We start from the raw sequence: 15,214 nt of genomic DNA on the forward strand, positions 1-15,214 counted from the left end.
GCACCCTTGGCGCCGTTCGCACCGTTGGCTCCGGTGCCGTTCGCGTCGCTCACCGCAGCAGCCCCTTCATCTCGATCGTGGGCAGGGCCTTGAGCGCCGCTTCCTCCGCCTCCCGGGCCGCCTCCTCGGCGTTCACGCCGAGCTTGGAGGACTGGATCTTCTGGTGGAGCTTGAGGATCGCGTCCATCAGCATCTCGGGCCGCGGCGGGCAGCCGGGCAGGTAGATGTCGACGGGGACGATGTGGTCGACGCCCTGGACGATCGCGTAGTTGTTGAACATGCCGCCCGAGGAGGCGCACACGCCCATGGAGATCACCCACTTGGGGTTCGGCATCTGGTCGTAGACCTGCCGCAGGACCGGCGCCATCTTCTGGCTGACCCGGCCGGCGACGATCATCAGGTCCGCCTGGCGAGGCGAGCCGCGGAAGACCTCCATACCGAAGCGGGCCAGGTCGTAACGGCCGGCGCCGGTGGTCATCATCTCGATGGCGCAGCAGGCGAGGCCGAAGGTCGCGGGGAAGACGGACGCCTTGCGCACCCAGCCCGCGGCCTGTTCGACGGTGGTCAGCAGGAAGCCGCTCGGAAGCTTTTCTTCGAGTCCCATGTCCTAAGGCCCCTCAGTCCCATTCCAGGCCGCCGCGCCGCCAGACATAGGCGTAGGCGACGAAGACGGTGAGCACGAAGAGCAGCATCTCCACGAGCCCGAAAATCCCCAGGGCGTCGAAGGTGACGGCCCAGGGGTAGAGGAAGACGATCTCGATGTCGAAGACGATGAAGAGCATCGCCGTCAGGTAGTACTTGATGGGGAAGCGCCCGCCGCCGGCCGGCGTGGGGGTCGGCTCGATACCGCACTCGTAGGCCTCGAGCTTGGCGCGGTTGTACCGCTTCGGACCGATCAGCGTGGCCATGACCACGGAGAAGATCGCAAAGCCTGCCCCGAGGGCTCCCAGTACGAGGATGGGCGCATACGCGTTCACCGCTCCTCGCTCCTCTCAGTCGGCACTGACTGCTGGCGGTTGCGGTCGGCCTCACGGCCGCCTCATCGGCCCCACGAACCCCGCCCGCCCCGGCGAAGATCGGGAACATGTGAAGCAGGTCACAAGCCCAACCGCGTGCATCTTATGCCCGCCGGTCTGTGATCTGCGACACGGGGTATTGCACAAGCTTTGTGATCTCCACCACCTGACGAAGGATCATGAAGTCGGATGAGCAGTGATCTTCATACAGGAAGCGTCCGAGCGATCACCAGAGGTGACATTTCCGCTCGTCGGGGCAGGTCAGAGGGGGCGTCTCCATATCAAGAGTCTTCGAGACGAGGCAAATTCGCCCTGGACCCGATCTCTTGCTAGAGCCCGCGTTCACACATCAGAGGGACCCGCGGCACGAGCCGTGGACGCGTGCACGCGTTCACGAAGTCGCACCGTCGAGATCGCGCCGTGATCAGGATGTGATCATGATGCGCGGACGCGGGCCGACCGGAGGCCGTTCCGTGACCTCCGCCACACCCTTGAGGGGCGCCCGATAACCGGGCTTGGCCAACGAGTCCAACCAGTGGTAGGCGGAGGGCAATTCGGGCGTAATAACGAAAGTACGTGATCAAAGCCGTGTTGAGCTGAGTCCACAATGTCCGTTACGGCGTCAATAAAGAACGACACGCCCGGGATTCAGGGCCTTGGCTGAGCAACTGTGGCGCAGCACACGTTTCTTGAAGGTATGAAGGAGCCCCTGATACCGGTTGTACCCATGTCCCACACCGCTCACATACGCAGCCACCGGAAACCCCGCCGCAGCGCGTCGAAAATCGCGATGCGGGCCGGAGTTGCCGGTGGCGTCCTCAGCACCCTGGCAGTCGCCGGTGCGTCGGCCTCCTCGGCGAACGCCGCGGAGCCCGTGACGCAGACCCTTGAACTGCCCACCCTGACGGCGGACATATCCGCCCAGGTCGCCCAGTCCGCGGAGGCCACGCAGCTCGCCGCCGCGAACTACGAGCTGCGGGCCGAGCGTGACGCGGCTGCGGCGAAGGCCGCCCAGCAGGCCGAGAAGAACCTCGCCGAGGCCAAGAAGAAGGCCGCGGAGGCCAAGAAGAAGGCCCAGGAGGAGGAGGCCCGCAAGGCCGCCGCCGAGCAGGCCGCCCAGCGCGCCTCGCGCAGCTCCGAGCGCCCCACGCTCTCCGCCTCCGTGAGCGCCGACGTCTCCACCAGCTCGTCCTCGGCGACCGGTTCGGCCGCTGCCGTCGTCGACTTCGTCAAGGCGCAGGTCGGCAAGGCCTACGTCTCCGGCGCCACCGGCCCGTCCGCCTACGACTGCTCCGGCCTGGTGCAGACCGCCTTCAAGCAGGTCGGCATCGACCTGCCGCGCGTCTCGCAGGACCAGTCCACCGCCGGCACCCAGGTCTCCCTGAGCAACCTTCAGCCGGGCGACATCCTCTACTGGGGCGGCGCGGGCAGCGCCTACCACGTGGCCGTGTACGTCGGTGACGGCATGTTCGTCGGCGCGCAGAACCCGTCCTCGGGCGTCGTCGAGCGGGACCTGTCGTACGACCCGCCGAGCGGTGCGGTGCGCGTCCTCTGACACACGCACACGTACAACCGTAAAACGGACGAAGGGCCGCGGCCGCGCGAGGGCAGCGGCCCTTCGCCGCACCCCGCGCGGGGCCTCGGTGGCCCGCGTACGCAAAGGCCGGCACCCCCGAGGGGAGCGCCGGCCGTCGGTGTCCGTGCGGGAGGCGGCTACGCCTTCGGTGCCACCTTGCTCAGACCGTTGATGATGCGGTCCATCGCGTCACCGCCCGTCGGGTCGGTGAGGTTGGCGAGCAGCTTGAGGGTGAACTTCATCAGCACCGGGTGGGTCAGACCGCGCTGGGCGGCGATCTGCATGACCTTCGGATTGCCGATGAGCTTCACGAAGGCGCGGCCGAGCGTGTAGTAGCCGCCGTAGGTGTCCTTCAGGATGCGCGGGTACCGGTGCAGGGCGAGTTCGCGCTGGCCGGGCGTGGCACGCGCGTGTGCCTGGACGATGACGTCGGCGGCGAGCTGCCCGGACTCCATCGCGTAGGCGATGCCCTCGCCGTTGAAGGGGTTCACCAGGCCGCCGGCGTCGCCGACGAGCAGCAGGCCCTTGGTGTAGTGCGGCTGGCGGTTGAAGGCCATGGGCAGAGCGGCGCCGCGGATCGGGCCGGTCATGTTGTCCGGGGTGTAGCCCCAGTCCTCCGGCATGGAGGCGCACCAGGCCTTGAGCACCTCGCGCCAGTCCAGCTCCTTGAAGGAGTCGGAGGTGTTGAGCACGCCCAGGCCGACGTTGGAGGTGCCGTCGCCCATGCCGAAGATCCAGCCGTAGCCGGGCAGCAGCCGGTCCTGGGGGCCGCGGCGGTCCCACAGTTCCAGCCAGGACTCCAGGTAGTCGTCGTCGTGGCGGGGGCTTTCGAAGTACGTGCGGACCGCGACGCCCATGGGACGGTCCTCGCGGCGGTGCAGGCCCATCGCCAGGGACAGCCGGGTGGAGTTGCCGTCGGCGGCGACGACGAGCGGCGCGTGGAAGGTGACCTCGCGCTTCTCCTCGCCGAGCTTGGCGGTGACGCCGGTGATGCGGCCGGTGCGGTCGTCGACGACCGGACCTGAGACGTTGCAGCGCTCGAAGAGGCGGGCGCCCGCCTTCTGGGCCTGGCGGGCCAGCTGCTCGTCGAAGTCGTCGCGCTTGCGGACCAGGCCGTAGTCGGGGAAGGAGGCGAGATCCGGCCAGTCCAGCTGCAACCGCACCCCGCCGCCGATGATGCGCAGGCCCTTGTTGCGCAGCCAGCCGGCTTCCTCGGAGACGTCGATGCCCATCGCGACGAGCTGCTTCACGGCGCGCGGGGTGAGGCCGTCACCGCACACCTTCTCCCGTGGGAAGGCGGTCTTCTCCAGCAGCAGCACGTCGAGGCCGGCCCGCGCGAGGTGGTACGCGGTCGTGGAGCCGGCCGGGCCCGCGCCCACGACGATCACATCGGCGGTGTTCTCGGAGAGCGGCTCGGTCACGACACTCACGGCGGGATCTCCCCAAGTTCGAAATCTGTGTGCCGACCGGCACGGGACATGGGCAGTCTATTCAGCGGCATGGATCAAACGGCTGAAGGGCTGCCCCGTGAACCGAACTCTCCCCGTGGTACGGCTGCGTGTCCCCACCGACGAGGACGCGGTGGCCTGGCACCGGGTCTTCGCACACCCGGACGTCATGGAGTTCCACGGCGGCAGACCGGCTGAGCTGTCCGTCTACGAGGAGCTCACCGCCCGCCAGCGCAGACACGACGCCGAACGCGGCTTCTGCCTGTGGACCATGGTCGACGACCAGGACCGGGTCATCGGATTCACCGGCGCTCAGCCGTGGCCGCACGCGTGGGGACCGGCCGGCGAGATCGAGATCGGCTGGCGGCTGGGCCGGGACCACTGGGGCAAGGGGTACGTCACCGCGGCCGCGCTCATGACCCTGGAGCGGGTGCGCGCGGCGGGCGTGAACGACGTCGTCGCCCTGGTCGACGCGCGCAACGCCCGCTCGATCGCGGTCACGCAGCGGCTGGGGATGAGGTTGGCGGAGACGTTCGTGACGCCTGAGTCGGCGCGGAAGGGGCACTGCTACCGACTCGCGCTGTAACCCTGAGTAACAGTCCACTACTGACGGCGACACAATGCTTCCGGTGGGCACCTCCGGGCGGTTACCCTGCCAGTACCGCTGGGGGTGACATCTGTGCCCATAACACCCAGAACACCGGAAGTCCGTGTGCCCAGGCTCGTCGGCCTGATGGCCATCGACGCCCGCGAGAGAGCCGCCGCGCACGGCGTGCTGCTCGCCGCTCCCGACCGGCCCGACTTCCGCCGGACCGTCGTCGACTACGTCGTACGGCAGTACCCGCCGCCCGGCGCGGAGGTGCCGCGCGGGGCCGCGGTCACCGTGTGGTTCGACCTGGGCGAGGGCGAGGGGGGCGGCGGAGCGGGCGTGCACGAGCCGCGCCTGCCGCACACGCCGTACGGCGGCCTGCAGCGGGAGCTGGACGAGCCGGGGGATCCGTACGCGGTGATCGGGGGCTGACGGGCAGCCCCTTCACCACCCGTGACCCCCGCGGAGGCCCCACCCCTGAAACACCGGGAGCCCTCAGCTCTCCTTGAACCCCCGGTGCAGCGCCACCACGCCACCGGTCAGATTGCGCCAGGCCACCTTCGTCCAGCCGGCCTTGCGCAGGTGCTCGGCGAGGGCGGGCTGGTCGGGCCAGGCACGGATGGACTCCGCGAGGTAGACGTACGCGTCCGGGTTGGAGGACACCGCGCGGGCGACCGGCGGCAACGCCCGCATCAGGTACTCGGTGTAGACGGTCCGGAACGGCGCCCACGTCGGGTGCGAGAACTCGCAGATGACGATCCGGCCGCCGGGCCGGGTCACCCGGTGCATCTCACGCAGCGCCGTGCCGTAGTCCTGCACGTTGCGCAGCCCGAAGGAGATCGTCACCGCGTCGAAGGTGTCGTCCTTGAAGGGCAGCTTCGTCGCGTCCCCGGCGGTGAAGGGCAGCCAGGAGCGCTTGCGCTTGCCGACCTGGAGCATGCCGAGGGAGAAGTCGCAGGGGACGACATAGGCCCCGGTCCGCGCGAACGGCAGCGAGGAGGTCGCCGTGCCGGCGGCCAGGTCCAGCACCTTCTGCGCGGGCCGGGCGTCGACCGCCTTGGCCACCTCCTTGCGCCAGCGGCGGTCCTGCCCCAGGGACAGCACGTCGTTGGTCAGGTCGTACCGGTCCGCCACGTCGTCGAACATCGAAGCGACTTCGTGCGGCTGCTTGTCCAGGGATGCGCGGGTCACCGGACCATTGTGGCAGGGGGCCCCACGGCCGGGAGCGTCGGCTTGTGGCGCGCCGCCACGTCCTCCACCCACCCGCACCCTGGGGATACTCAGCGGCGCCGGTACAGCAGGCGGCCCGCGAGGACGGTCGCCACACACGTCCCGGCACCGCGTTCCGCCAGTTCCGCCTCGTCGCGTACGTCGAAGACGGCGAACCGGGCGGCCGAGCCGGCGTCCCGCTCGGGCGCGAACTCCACGGGCGCCCCGCAGGCGTACGGGTCGAGGGACGCGCGCCCCTGCGGCCTGCCGATGCGGCCCACCACGCCGAGCCCGGTGCGCCGCACCGCGTCCTGCACGGCACGGTTGCGCACCGGCTCGCAGGCCACCGCGACCGTGCCGTGCGCCAGCATGCGCTGCACTCCGCGCCGGGCGCTCGCCCCCCAGCGGGCGTCGTCCAGGGCGAGCATCGCCAGGGCGTCACCGGTCAGCGGCTCGGTGCCGAGCTCGTCGGCCTCGCGCGGGTCCGGGTGGTAGGCCTCCTCCAGCAGCTCGTTGCCGTACAGGTTGACCAGACCGGGGGTGAGGATGCCCGGCCACTCGCGCACGCGCGCCCGCGGATGCGCGGCGCGGACCTCCTCCAGGGGCCCGGCGGCGGTGATCCACTCGCCCTGCACGGCCAGCGCGCGGCCCCGGGAGTCGGCGTGAAGCGTCAGCACCGCGGCGTCAGTTGGGCGCGAGCAGCTTCAGCTCCGGGTGAGCCGTGCCGCCCTCGATCGCGGTGGAGGAGATGTGGGAGACCACGCGGTCGTCGACGGGGTCGTTCGCCGGGTCGTCGTGCACGACCAGGTGCTCGTACGTCGTCGAGCGCTGCGCCGGGACGCGGTCCGCCTTGCGGATCAGGTCGATGATCTCCATGCGGTTGGAGCGGTGCTTGGCGCCGGCGGAGGACACGACGTTCTCCTCCAGCATGATCGAGCCGAGGTCGTCCGCGCCGTAGTGCAGGGAGAGCTGGCCGACCTCCTTGCCGGTGGTGAGCCAGGAGCCCTGGATGTGGGCGACGTTGTCGAGGAAGAGGCGGGCGATCGCGATCATCCGCAGGTACTCGAAGAGCGTCGCCTGGGTGCGGCCCTTCAGATGGTTGTTCTCCGGCTGGTAGGTGTACGGGATGAACGCGCGGAAGCCGCCCGTGCGGTCCTGTACGTCACGGATCATCCGCAGGTGCTCGATGCGCTCGGCGTTGGTCTCGCCGGTGCCCATCAGCATGGTGGACGTCGACTCCACGCCCAGCCGGTGCGCGGTCTCCATGATCTCCAGCCAGCGCTCGCCGGACTCCTTCAGCGGCGCGATCGCCTTGCGCGGCCGCTCCGGCAGCAGCTCGGCGCCGGCGCCCGCGAAGGAGTCGAGGCCCGCCTGGTGGATACGGGTGATGGCCTCCTCGACCGACACACCGCTGATCCGGGCCATGTGCTCGACCTCGGACGCGCCCAGCGAGTGGATCACCAGCTGCGGGAACGCGTCCTTGATGGCCTTGAAGTGCGTCTCGTAGTACTCGACGCCGAAGTCCGGGTGGTGGCCGCCCTGGAACATGATCTGCGTGCCGCCCAGCTCCACGGTCTCCGCGCAGCGGCGCAGGATGTCGTCGAGGTCGCGGGTCCAGCCCTTGGCCGTGTCCTTGGGGGCGGCGTAGAAGGCGCAGAACTTGCACGCCGTGACGCACACGTTCGTGTAGTTGATGTTCCGCTCGATGATGTACGTCGCGATGTGCTCGGTGCCCGCGTACCGGCGGCGGCGCACGGCGTCGGCGGCGGCGCCGAGCGCGTGCAGCGGGGCGTCGCGGTAGAGGTCGAGCGCCTCCTCGGGCGTGATCCGTCCGCCCGCGGCGGCACGGTCGAGGACGGACTGGAGGTCGGCCTTCTCGGTCACCGGAGCGTCCCTTTCGTAAGGGGTGTAACGGACCGAACCAGCGTACGCCAGGGGCCTGACGCCGCTGACCTCAGGCCGTCCGCGATCCGTCGGGGATCGACGTCACGCCGTGTACGCCCCCACCAGTACCCCCGCGAACGCCCCCGCGAGCAGGAACGGCCCGAACGCGATGGCCGTACGCCGCCCGGCGCCCCGCGCGACGACCAGGAAACCGCCGTACAGCGCGCCGAACAGGAACCCGGCGAAGGTGCCGAGCAGCAGCGTCGGCCAGCCGTACCAGCCGAGGGCGGCGCCCGCGCCGAGCGCCAGCTTCACATCGCCGAAAGCCATGCCGGCCGGGTTGATCAGGAACAGCAGGAAGTAGCCGCCGCCCAGCGCCAGGGCGCCGAGCAGGGCCGTCGTCCAGTGCCCGGCGTGCTCGGGCAGCAGCGCGGCCAGGCCCAGCAGGACGGCGGCGGCGCCGGCCAGCGGCAGGGTGAGCGGGTCGGGCAGCCGCTGCACCCGCAGGTCGACCACGGCGAGCAGGACACCGACGGGCGCGAGCAGCAGCCAGATGCCCAGCTCGGGCCGGGTACCGGTGGCGGCGGCCAGGGCGGCGCACAGTACGGCGGTGACGACGGCCGGCCCCCAGGCGTGCCGGCCGTACGACGCCGTCGCGGGCGGACACGCGCGGCAGCGGGCCGGGCCGAGCCAGCCGCGGACCGGGTGCCCGTGCGGACAGGCGCGCCGCCAGCCCTCCTGCTCCTCGTCCTCCTGGGCGGAGGGCACACAGAAGCGGTAGGCCGCCCGCGGGAGCAGGGCGCCCGCCGCCGCGCCCCACAGCGCGGCGGCCAGGACGATCAGATCGCCCGGGTCGCTCATCCGACGGCCGCGGCGCCCTCGCGCCACGTCGGCAGCAGCTCGTCGAGGAGGGCCTCGGTGCGCGGCGGCAGACCACGGGCCCCGCTGCGGGCGACGAGGTCGGCGGCGAGCACCGCGAGCCGCTCCGGGTCGCCGGTGGCGTGGGTGGCGCGCAGCAGCTCGTGCCACAGGCGCTCGTCGTCGGGGGCAGTCTTCAGCGCGGCGTTCAGCGCCTCGATGGCCCGCTCGGCGCGGTCCTTCTCCAGGTGGAACTCCGACAGCGCGAGCCCGATGTCGGCGACCAGCAGCGGCAGCTGGGCGTCCACGATCTCGTGGGTGAGCCAGCGGTAGCGGCCGGCGGGCCGGTCGGCGAGCAGCGGACCGCGCACCAGGACGAGCGCGTCGGTGAGCAGGCGCCCGCGCACGGCGCGGCTGTCGACGCCCCGCCCCTGCGTGGCCTCGTGGTACAGGGAGCGCAGCACGTCCAGGTCGGAGACGACCGACTTGGCGAGGACGAGCCGGCCGGTGGCGTCGGTGGTCAGCCGCGGTGTGCCGTCCGGGTCGGCGCCGAGCCAGACACGCAGCCGCTCCAGCAGCGCCTCGCGCACGTCGTCGGTGACGCCACGCGGCCACAGCGCGGAGGCCAGCACGCGCGGGTGCACGCCCTCGCGGTGCAACAGCAGCAGGGCGAGCGCCTCGTGCAGCAGCGCGCTGCGCTCGTCGTCGGGCGCCTGAAGACCGATGATCTCGTACGACCCGACGAGACGGGCGTAGACCGCGGGGCGGCCCTGCTCGCTGATGTCGACGAGGAACGGCGGGGTGGTCGTCGGTCCGTCCGGGCCGCCGTGCTCGGGGTCGGCCTTGACGAACAGCTCGACGACGGCCTGCCGCAGGGCGGCGGGCAGCATCTGCGCGTCCAGTTCCAGGCCGAGCAGCGGGGCGCGCAGCTTGCCGTCGCCGGAGATCTCCATCTCCCAGGCGGCGCCGGGCAGTTCGCCGCTCTCACTGCCGACGAGGTAGCCGATGCCGAGGCGGCTGGCGTCGGCGGCGAGCTCGGCGAGCCGGCGGGCGTCCTCGGCCGAGGGCTGCGCGGCGAGCAGAACGAGATGCGGCGCCCAGCGGGCGTGCTGCGCGGGGCCGGTACGGCCGGTCAGCACCGAGTCGTGCCCGGCGGCGCCCAGGGCGCCGCGCCGCTGCCGGGTCTCGGCCTCCATGGTCTCCAGCAGGGCCTCGATGCCGTCGAGGTGACGCAGCCGGTTGGGGGCGAGCGCGGTGAGGTCCTCCCCGAAGCCGACGAGAGTGATGGTCATGCGGTCCGACCAGCCGTTGGTGGCCAATTCGGCGGCGACGGAGGCGAAGACGGCGTCCCGGTCGGCCTCACGGCCGCTCAGCGAGACGATGCCGGGCACGGCCTCCAGGTTGAGCAGGAGACGGGAGTCGTCCATGGTGCCGAGGCTGACCAGGCCCGGGTACGGCGCGGCGGTGTCACTGTCGCCGTAGGAGCGGGCGTCGCTGCCCGCCAGGACCCAGAAGGTCTGGTCCTGCCCGAGCTGCCACGGCGCGGGCGGCTTGCCGGAGGGCTGGGCGAGCTGCAGGTGCAGTTCGCCGCCGGTCAGCCAGGCCGCGTAGACGACCGGCAGCGGCCGCGACTCGGCGGCGAGGGCGGCGGCGAGGCCGCGCAGCGAACGGTCGAGGAGGCGTACGCCCTCGGGGTCGGCGCCGACGAGCAGCGCGTCCTGCGCGTCCAGCGCGTCACCGGTCGGCGTGGCCGGCTCCATGCCGCGCCCGCGCACTGTGCTGATCGCCGACTGCCACAGCGCCTGCCGGCGGCGCCGGCCGAGGGCGCCGAGCAGACCGGCGGCGAGGAGGGGTGCGCCGAGGAGGGCCTGGCCGAGCCGGAAGGAGGAGTCGTCGGCGGCCTGCTGCCGCTGGTCGTGCCGGGGAGTCTGCTGGTGCTGGTCGGGCGCGGGGCGCTGCTCGGGCACCAAGACGTGGCCGCCGCCACCGTGGGCGCCGCCTTGCGCGCCGCCGCCCTGGGCGTGGTCGCCGCCCTGGGCGTGGTCGCCGCCCTGGGCGTGGTCGCCGCCCTGGGCGTGATGGCCGCTCTTGGCGTAGTCGTGGATCTGGTGCTGGATCTGGGGCGAGACCTGGGCGGCGTCGTCGGGCATCTCGACGAGGTCGCCGCCGCGGGCGTCGCCGGGCATCTCCATGATCCAGCCGGGCCGGATGAGACTGGCCTCGGACAGCCGGGAGCCGTCGGGCTGGATCCGGTCCTTGTTCAGCTCGTAGATCTCCTTGTACCGGCGGCCGTCACCGAGGTGGCGCTGGGCGATCTCCCACAGGGAGTCGTGGTGGCGGCCCTCCGGCGGCTGGATCCGGTAGTACTTCGTGTCCCCGTGCTTGGCCTGGCTGTCGGCACGCGCGTGTGAGGCCTGCTCGGCGATCGCTGAGGCCGCGTCGGCGGTCTGCTCCTGCGTCTGCGCGAACAGTCCCGGCGTCTGCTGGGCGGCGGCGACGGCCGGCTTCTGGTTCCCCTCCAGGCTGTGCCCCAGCTGCGACAGCCCCGGGGTGAGGCTGGCGGCGGTGGCGCCGACGAGCAGCAGCGCGGCGACGAGCTGCCGCGCGAGCAGCTGGCTCGGCCCGGCACCGGGCACCCGCCCCGGCACACCGACCCCCGACACCGCGGCCTTGACCTCGACGAGCACACACGCGGTGAACTGCGCCCACGCGATCCAGACGACGACGGTGAGGATGTGCAGGAACGTCTGGACGGTGATCTCCTGCTGCAGCCAGTCCAGGCTGGGCACACCGCTGGGCAGCGGCCAGCCGACCTGTGAGGCCAGCGCGAGGGGAACCCCGACGACGAGCGCGACGAGGGCGACAAAGGCGAAGAACGCCTTCACGAAGTCCCCGAAAGAGCGCCGCCGCACCCGCACCGGCTGCGGAGTCCGGTTCCGCGGGCCCGTCGAATTGCCCGAGCTTCCCGTCGAGCTGGAAGTCCTGCGTCGCGCCATGGCGGATGTCCTGGGGTCGAGTGTGGAGGGGTGGTCTGGTGCGTGGGGGGTCTTGCGCGTGAGGGTGGGACGGTCTGGTGCGTGAGGTGGGTGCTTTGAGCCTACAGAGATCTTATGGACTGGGACTGACAGCGCGGAGAGGCCGGGACGGAACCGGAACACACCCGGGGGACTGCCCGGAGGATTGCTCACCGCTTGCCGCAGAAGCCGGAGTTGTCCGCCCCACGGCCCTCACGCCTGCCTCAGCACGGCCAGCGCGAAGGCCAGCCGCCGGTCCAGCCAGACCGCCTTGGGCAGATACGCCCGAACGTGGCCCAACTGCTCGGAGGTCAGGGCCACTTCGTCGTCCGCCCGCCAGGTGACCGGCTTGGGGGTGTGCGGCCGTCCGGCACTGTCGTCCTCCGCGCCGAAACTGAGCAAGGAGTCCACCACGCCCTCCACGACAGCGCCCGCCCCGCGCACCACGTTCACCTTGCCCCGCTCCACCACGTCCCGGGCGCTGCCGCGGGCCCAGTGGTAGCGGGCGACGACATCGGGGTGGCCGGGCTGGCGGAGCCACCAGTTGTGCTGCACGGCCCGTTTGGCGGCGGGGGTGCGGTGCACGAGTCCCAGCTCCTCCCCCTGCGCGCCGGTGACCCGGTAACGGGCTCCGCCCTTCTCCGGCATGAGGACGCACACCGTCACCGCGGGCTGCGTGGCGTCCTGCAGCCGGTACGAGGGTGTCTCGTCCGCGGAGGCGGTGACGAGCGCCGCCGGCGCGTGGTAGCGGATCCCGTCCTGCGTCGAGGGCACGCGCACCGCGAGCGGACCGGTCAGGTCCTTGCGGCGGAGCGATCCGTGCCGTGCCACCGTGCCGACGGTGAACCACTCCGGCCCGTTCCAGGGCACCGGCGCGACCGTCGGTTCAGTCCTGTTACGGCCGAACACTCCACACCTCCCTGACCTCAGACACCGGCCGACCCCGCACCACCCGCAGCCCCATCGCGTCCTGTTGCTCCACGTCGCTGTCGGTGGCCACATGCAGGGGTACGGCGACGACGGCCCAGCCGAAGCCCCACAGCCACCGCCCGACGAGGCGGGCGGGCCCGGCGCGGCCACCGTCCGCAGCCCGCACCACCCGCAGTCCGGCGGCCAGCTTGCCGAGGCTCGCCCGGGTCGCCCAGGTGAGCAGGACGTGGTTGGCGAAGGAGACGGCGAGCGACGCGGCGAGCGCGACTGCCCCGGCCCTCGGCGTCAGGGGCACCGCCGACGGGCCTTCGCCGGTGCGCACGCCGGTGACGACCGCGGCCGCAAGACCGACGGCCACAGCCAGAACGGCGTCGAGGGACACCGCCGTGAGCCGTCGGCCTTCGCCGGGCGTGGTCGTCGCGAGCGGCGTGCTGGTCATCGGCTCACCGGGCGCCCACGGCGCCGCCCAGGGCCGTCAGGAACGCCGTGCGGTCGCGGGTGGCGATGGTCAGGACCTCGCCGCGGCGGGTGGTGAGGACCACGCTGTCCATTCCCATGGGGACGCTCCAACCGCCGCCGACCAGTCGGGCCTGGACCGGTGCGTTGGTGTTCAGCGACGTCGCGTAGCGCTGCGGGGCCGTCGGCACCGTCTGCTGGGACGCCGCGTACACGCCGGCGGGGTCGAGGTCCGCAAGGGCGATGCGCTCCCGGCCGACGCGCAGGGTCTGCGCGCCGATCCGGATGCGGTTGAAGAAGTACTTCGACAGCGGCACGGCGTTGAACGGCACCCAGATCAGCACCAGGAACATCGCCGACAGGCCGAGCCACAGGCCGAAGTCGTCGGGCAGGCTGCCCGCGCCCATGGCGGCGACACCGACCAGGTAGAGCACGGTGGTGATCGCCAGCCAGGTCTTGGGGATCTTCTCTTCGTACAGCATGGTTCCTTCCGGCCCCGCTCGCTCAGCGGTTCACGGACTGGATCTCGCGCACGGTCACGTTCTGCGTGGCACCGAAGGTGCCTTCCGGCAGAGGGCCACCCGGCTCGGTCGTGCTGGTCCAGCTGATCTGCCAGGTGACCGTGGCCTTGAGGGCGTAGGAGCCGTTCGCACCGGTCGAGCGGAGGTAGCGGACACCGCAGGGCGGGCTCTGGTTCGCCTTGCCCTTCGCGTACGGCTCGCCGATGGAGCCGCCGGTGAACGTGCAGTCGCCGGAGGCCGGGAAGGTCTCGGCGTCGCTCGTACCCGGGTCGATGTGCAGGGAGACCGGTTTCGCCGTCGTGGTCGCGGACAGGCCGGTGCCGGGCAGGCTGGCGGTGACGGAGACCTCATGGAAATCGGCCTTGTTCAGCCATATCCAGGTCGGCAGGTTCACCGTGGAGGTCCCGGCCGGGGCCATCTCGACCTTGGTCTCGGGAATGGGCAGCTCATCGTAGGCGTACTCGGCGAGGACCTTCGGGCTGACGGCCAGAGGTTCCGGCGGAGTCGTGCCGTTGGGGACCCAGAAGGGGAGCTTGTTGCAGGCGTTGGCCTCCGGGTCGTCCTTGCGGTTCGGGTTCTTCACCGCCGCCCAGAACATGCCCTTGCCCTGCTGGTCCAGGTTGTAGTCCTTGTAGGGATCGCCGTCCTTGTAGTACCCGTCGAGCATGTCGCCGACCGCCTGGCCGATGCCACCGAAGAAGGGCAGTCCGTCGATGCTCCGGAACGCCTTGACCGTCGACTCGATCTCCTTGGGCGAGAACGAGGGCTCGTACCAGCAAGCGGGCGGGGTCCAGGTGCTGTTGCTGGGCGTGAGGGTCCCCGTCTTGGCGGAGTGGGAACCGCCGCCGTTCACCGTCGTGGTGACCTTCGTCTGTGCCCGGATGACACCGTCCTGCGACGAGCCGCTGGCGCTGCCCTCATGGGTTCCGCCACCGCCGATGCCGCCGCCGGCGAAAGCCTGGGACGGCATCGCGGTCAGCGCGGCCGCCATCGCCGGGACGAACAGCAGCCGAGCCCACGCCTTGCTCCGCATCACATGCACCTCTTCGCCGCTTCCGTGGAGGACACGCTCGTGGTCTGCCAGACACCCTGGGCGCTGCGCTCCAGCCGGGTGTTGTAGAAGACGTAATCGCTGGCCGAGCCCTTCACGGACCGGTCCACCTTGCCCGTCTTGCGGTCCTTGGGAAAGGTCTGCGTACCGTCCTCGCAGTACGTCACCGCAGCGACGCCGTCCGAGAGGATCTTCACCTCGCGGTCGTAGTAGCGCGCCTTGCCCGCGTAGCTGCGGTTCTTGTCGTAGAACGCCTTGATGAAGGACGCGGCCGACAGGAGAGCGCCGTCCTTGGAGTAGAACTTCAGGGCCGGGTGCTCCTTCGCGTCCACAGTGATCGCCTCGGTGATCGAGTTGATCCGCCGCTCGTTGTCCGCCAGGACGGCATCCTTCTTCGGGTCACCCGTCGTCCCCCCTTCGAAGACGTTCTGGATGTCGCTCGGCAGCTTGATCTCCGGCCGCTTGATCCCGTCCGCGCTCGCCGAAGGCGACGGTGACGCGCTCGCCGACGCCCCCGTGTCCGCGCCCGCGATCTTGTCGTTGCCGGCGGAATCCGAGCCGCCGCCGCAGGCGGACAGCAGCAGGACCGCCGTCGTCGTCAGGGCAGCCGCCGCTGCCGTCGTCGTGCGTGTGCGCATCGGGTCGTAACCTCCGAGGGGGGA

At 71.3% G+C, this 15,214-nt stretch carries 16 protein-coding genes; 3 read left to right on the forward strand and 13 right to left on the reverse strand.

Annotated features, from left to right (window positions below; genetic code table 11):
• Positions 1–49: 49 nt before the first annotated feature.
• Complete coding sequence (locus ACF1GV_RS27390) at positions 50–604, reverse strand: NADH-quinone oxidoreductase subunit B family protein (protein WP_007383964.1); 555 nt, start codon at positions 602–604, stop codon at positions 50–52.
• Positions 605–617: 13 nt separating this feature from the next.
• A complete protein-coding gene (locus ACF1GV_RS27395) occupies positions 618–977 on the reverse strand; it encodes an NADH-quinone oxidoreductase subunit A (RefSeq protein ID WP_003992243.1) in 360 nt (119 codons plus the stop codon).
• Between the two features lie 766 nt (positions 978–1,743).
• Between ACF1GV_RS27395 and ACF1GV_RS27400 the strand changes: the two genes are divergently transcribed.
• Positions 1,744–2,571, forward strand: coding sequence for a C40 family peptidase (locus ACF1GV_RS27400; protein ID WP_391685574.1), 828 nt, complete (start codon positions 1,744–1,746; stop codon positions 2,569–2,571).
• A gap of 158 nt (positions 2,572–2,729) precedes the next feature.
• On the opposite strand, the gene ACF1GV_RS27405 is transcribed toward ACF1GV_RS27400, so the two are convergent.
• Positions 2,730–4,022 (reverse strand): geranylgeranyl reductase family protein, encoded by a 1,293-nt coding sequence (locus ACF1GV_RS27405; RefSeq protein ID WP_391685576.1) that lies wholly within the window; start codon positions 4,020–4,022, stop codon positions 2,730–2,732.
• A 97-nt stretch (positions 4,023–4,119) separates the two neighbouring features.
• Here ACF1GV_RS27405 and ACF1GV_RS27410 point away from each other — a divergent pair, with 97 nt between their 5' ends.
• Positions 4,120–4,626 (forward strand): GNAT family N-acetyltransferase, encoded by a 507-nt coding sequence (locus tag ACF1GV_RS27410; protein WP_391685578.1) that lies wholly within the window; start codon positions 4,120–4,122, stop codon positions 4,624–4,626.
• Positions 4,627–4,719: 93 nt separating this feature from the next.
• Positions 4,720–5,061, forward strand: a complete 342-nt coding sequence (locus ACF1GV_RS27415) for a PASTA domain-containing protein (RefSeq protein ID WP_391685580.1) — start codon at positions 4,720–4,722, stop codon at positions 5,059–5,061.
• Positions 5,062–5,124: 63 nt separating this feature from the next.
• Here the strand turns inward: ACF1GV_RS27415 and ACF1GV_RS27420 are convergent, their stop codons facing one another.
• The 10 genes from ACF1GV_RS27420 to ACF1GV_RS27465 all read right to left on the reverse strand — a co-directional run bounded on the left by ACF1GV_RS27420 (position 5,125) and on the right by ACF1GV_RS27465 (position 15,190).
• Positions 5,125–5,820 carry a demethylmenaquinone methyltransferase gene (locus ACF1GV_RS27420; protein ID WP_391685582.1) on the reverse strand — a complete coding sequence of 232 codons (696 nt, stop codon included), beginning with the start codon at positions 5,818–5,820 and terminating at the stop codon, positions 5,125–5,127.
• An 89-nt stretch (positions 5,821–5,909) separates the two neighbouring features.
• On the reverse strand, positions 5,910–6,515 hold the full coding sequence (locus ACF1GV_RS27425) for a hypothetical protein (RefSeq protein ID WP_391685584.1): 606 nt from the start codon (positions 6,513–6,515) through the stop codon (positions 5,910–5,912).
• A 7-nt stretch (positions 6,516–6,522) separates the two neighbouring features.
• Positions 6,523–7,722 carry a cyclic dehypoxanthinyl futalosine synthase gene (gene mqnC, locus ACF1GV_RS27430; protein ID WP_391685586.1) on the reverse strand — a complete coding sequence of 400 codons (1,200 nt, stop codon included), beginning with the start codon at positions 7,720–7,722 and terminating at the stop codon, positions 6,523–6,525.
• A 102-nt stretch (positions 7,723–7,824) separates the two neighbouring features.
• A complete protein-coding gene (locus tag ACF1GV_RS27435; protein WP_391685588.1) occupies positions 7,825–8,583 on the reverse strand; it encodes a prepilin peptidase in 759 nt (252 codons plus the stop codon).
• Positions 8,580–11,576: a BTAD domain-containing putative transcriptional regulator gene (locus tag ACF1GV_RS27440; RefSeq protein ID WP_391685590.1), complete on the reverse strand. Its 2,997-nt coding sequence runs from the start codon at positions 11,574–11,576 to the stop codon at positions 8,580–8,582. Before ACF1GV_RS27440 ends, ACF1GV_RS27435 begins: the two co-directional genes overlap by 4 nt.
• Before the next feature lie 231 nt (positions 11,577–11,807).
• Positions 11,808–12,464: a hypothetical protein gene (locus ACF1GV_RS27445; RefSeq protein ID WP_391685592.1), complete on the reverse strand. Its 657-nt coding sequence runs from the start codon at positions 12,462–12,464 to the stop codon at positions 11,808–11,810.
• 25 nt (positions 12,465–12,489) lie between these two features.
• Complete coding sequence (locus ACF1GV_RS27450; RefSeq protein ID WP_391685594.1) at positions 12,490–12,963, reverse strand: RDD family protein; 474 nt, start codon at positions 12,961–12,963, stop codon at positions 12,490–12,492.
• Positions 12,964–12,967: 4 nt separating this feature from the next.
• Positions 12,968–13,462 carry a hypothetical protein gene (locus ACF1GV_RS27455; protein WP_391685596.1) on the reverse strand — a complete coding sequence of 165 codons (495 nt, stop codon included), beginning with the start codon at positions 13,460–13,462 and terminating at the stop codon, positions 12,968–12,970.
• Between the two features lie 22 nt (positions 13,463–13,484).
• Positions 13,485–14,534 carry a hypothetical protein gene (locus tag ACF1GV_RS27460; protein WP_391685598.1) on the reverse strand — a complete coding sequence of 350 codons (1,050 nt, stop codon included), beginning with the start codon at positions 14,532–14,534 and terminating at the stop codon, positions 13,485–13,487.
• On the reverse strand, positions 14,534–15,190 hold the full coding sequence (locus ACF1GV_RS27465) for a hypothetical protein (RefSeq protein WP_391685600.1): 657 nt from the start codon (positions 15,188–15,190) through the stop codon (positions 14,534–14,536). Before ACF1GV_RS27465 ends, ACF1GV_RS27460 begins: the two co-directional genes overlap by 1 nt.
• Positions 15,191–15,214 lie beyond the last annotated feature (24 nt).

Origin of the sequence: Streptomyces sp. NPDC014006 (assembly GCF_043088925.1) — a bacterium.
GTDB lineage: Bacteria > Actinomycetota > Actinomycetes > Streptomycetales > Streptomycetaceae > Streptomyces.

What these genes read in the sequence shown, in the direction of transcription:
- ACF1GV_RS27390 (WP_007383964.1), bottom strand. Translation starts at nt 604, where the DNA reads ATGGGACTCGAAGAAAAGCTTCCGAGCGGCTTCCTGCTGACCACCGTC.
- ACF1GV_RS27400 (WP_391685574.1), top strand. Translation starts at nt 1,744, where the DNA reads ATGTCCCACACCGCTCACATACGCAGCCACCGGAAACCCCGCCGCAGC.
- ACF1GV_RS27435 (WP_391685588.1), bottom strand. Translation starts at nt 8,583, where the DNA reads ATGAGCGACCCGGGCGATCTGATCGTCCTGGCCGCCGCGCTGTGGGGC.
- ACF1GV_RS27440 (WP_391685590.1), bottom strand. Translation starts at nt 11,576, where the DNA reads ATGGCGCGACGCAGGACTTCCAGCTCGACGGGAAGCTCGGGCAATTCG.
- ACF1GV_RS27450 (WP_391685594.1), bottom strand. Translation starts at nt 12,963, where the DNA reads ATGACCAGCACGCCGCTCGCGACGACCACGCCCGGCGAAGGCCGACGG.
- ACF1GV_RS27455 (WP_391685596.1), bottom strand. Translation starts at nt 13,462, where the DNA reads ATGCTGTACGAAGAGAAGATCCCCAAGACCTGGCTGGCGATCACCACC.
- ACF1GV_RS27460 (WP_391685598.1), bottom strand. Translation starts at nt 14,534, where the DNA reads ATGCGGAGCAAGGCGTGGGCTCGGCTGCTGTTCGTCCCGGCGATGGCG.
- ACF1GV_RS27465 (WP_391685600.1), bottom strand. Translation starts at nt 15,190, where the DNA reads ATGCGCACACGCACGACGACGGCAGCGGCGGCTGCCCTGACGACGACG.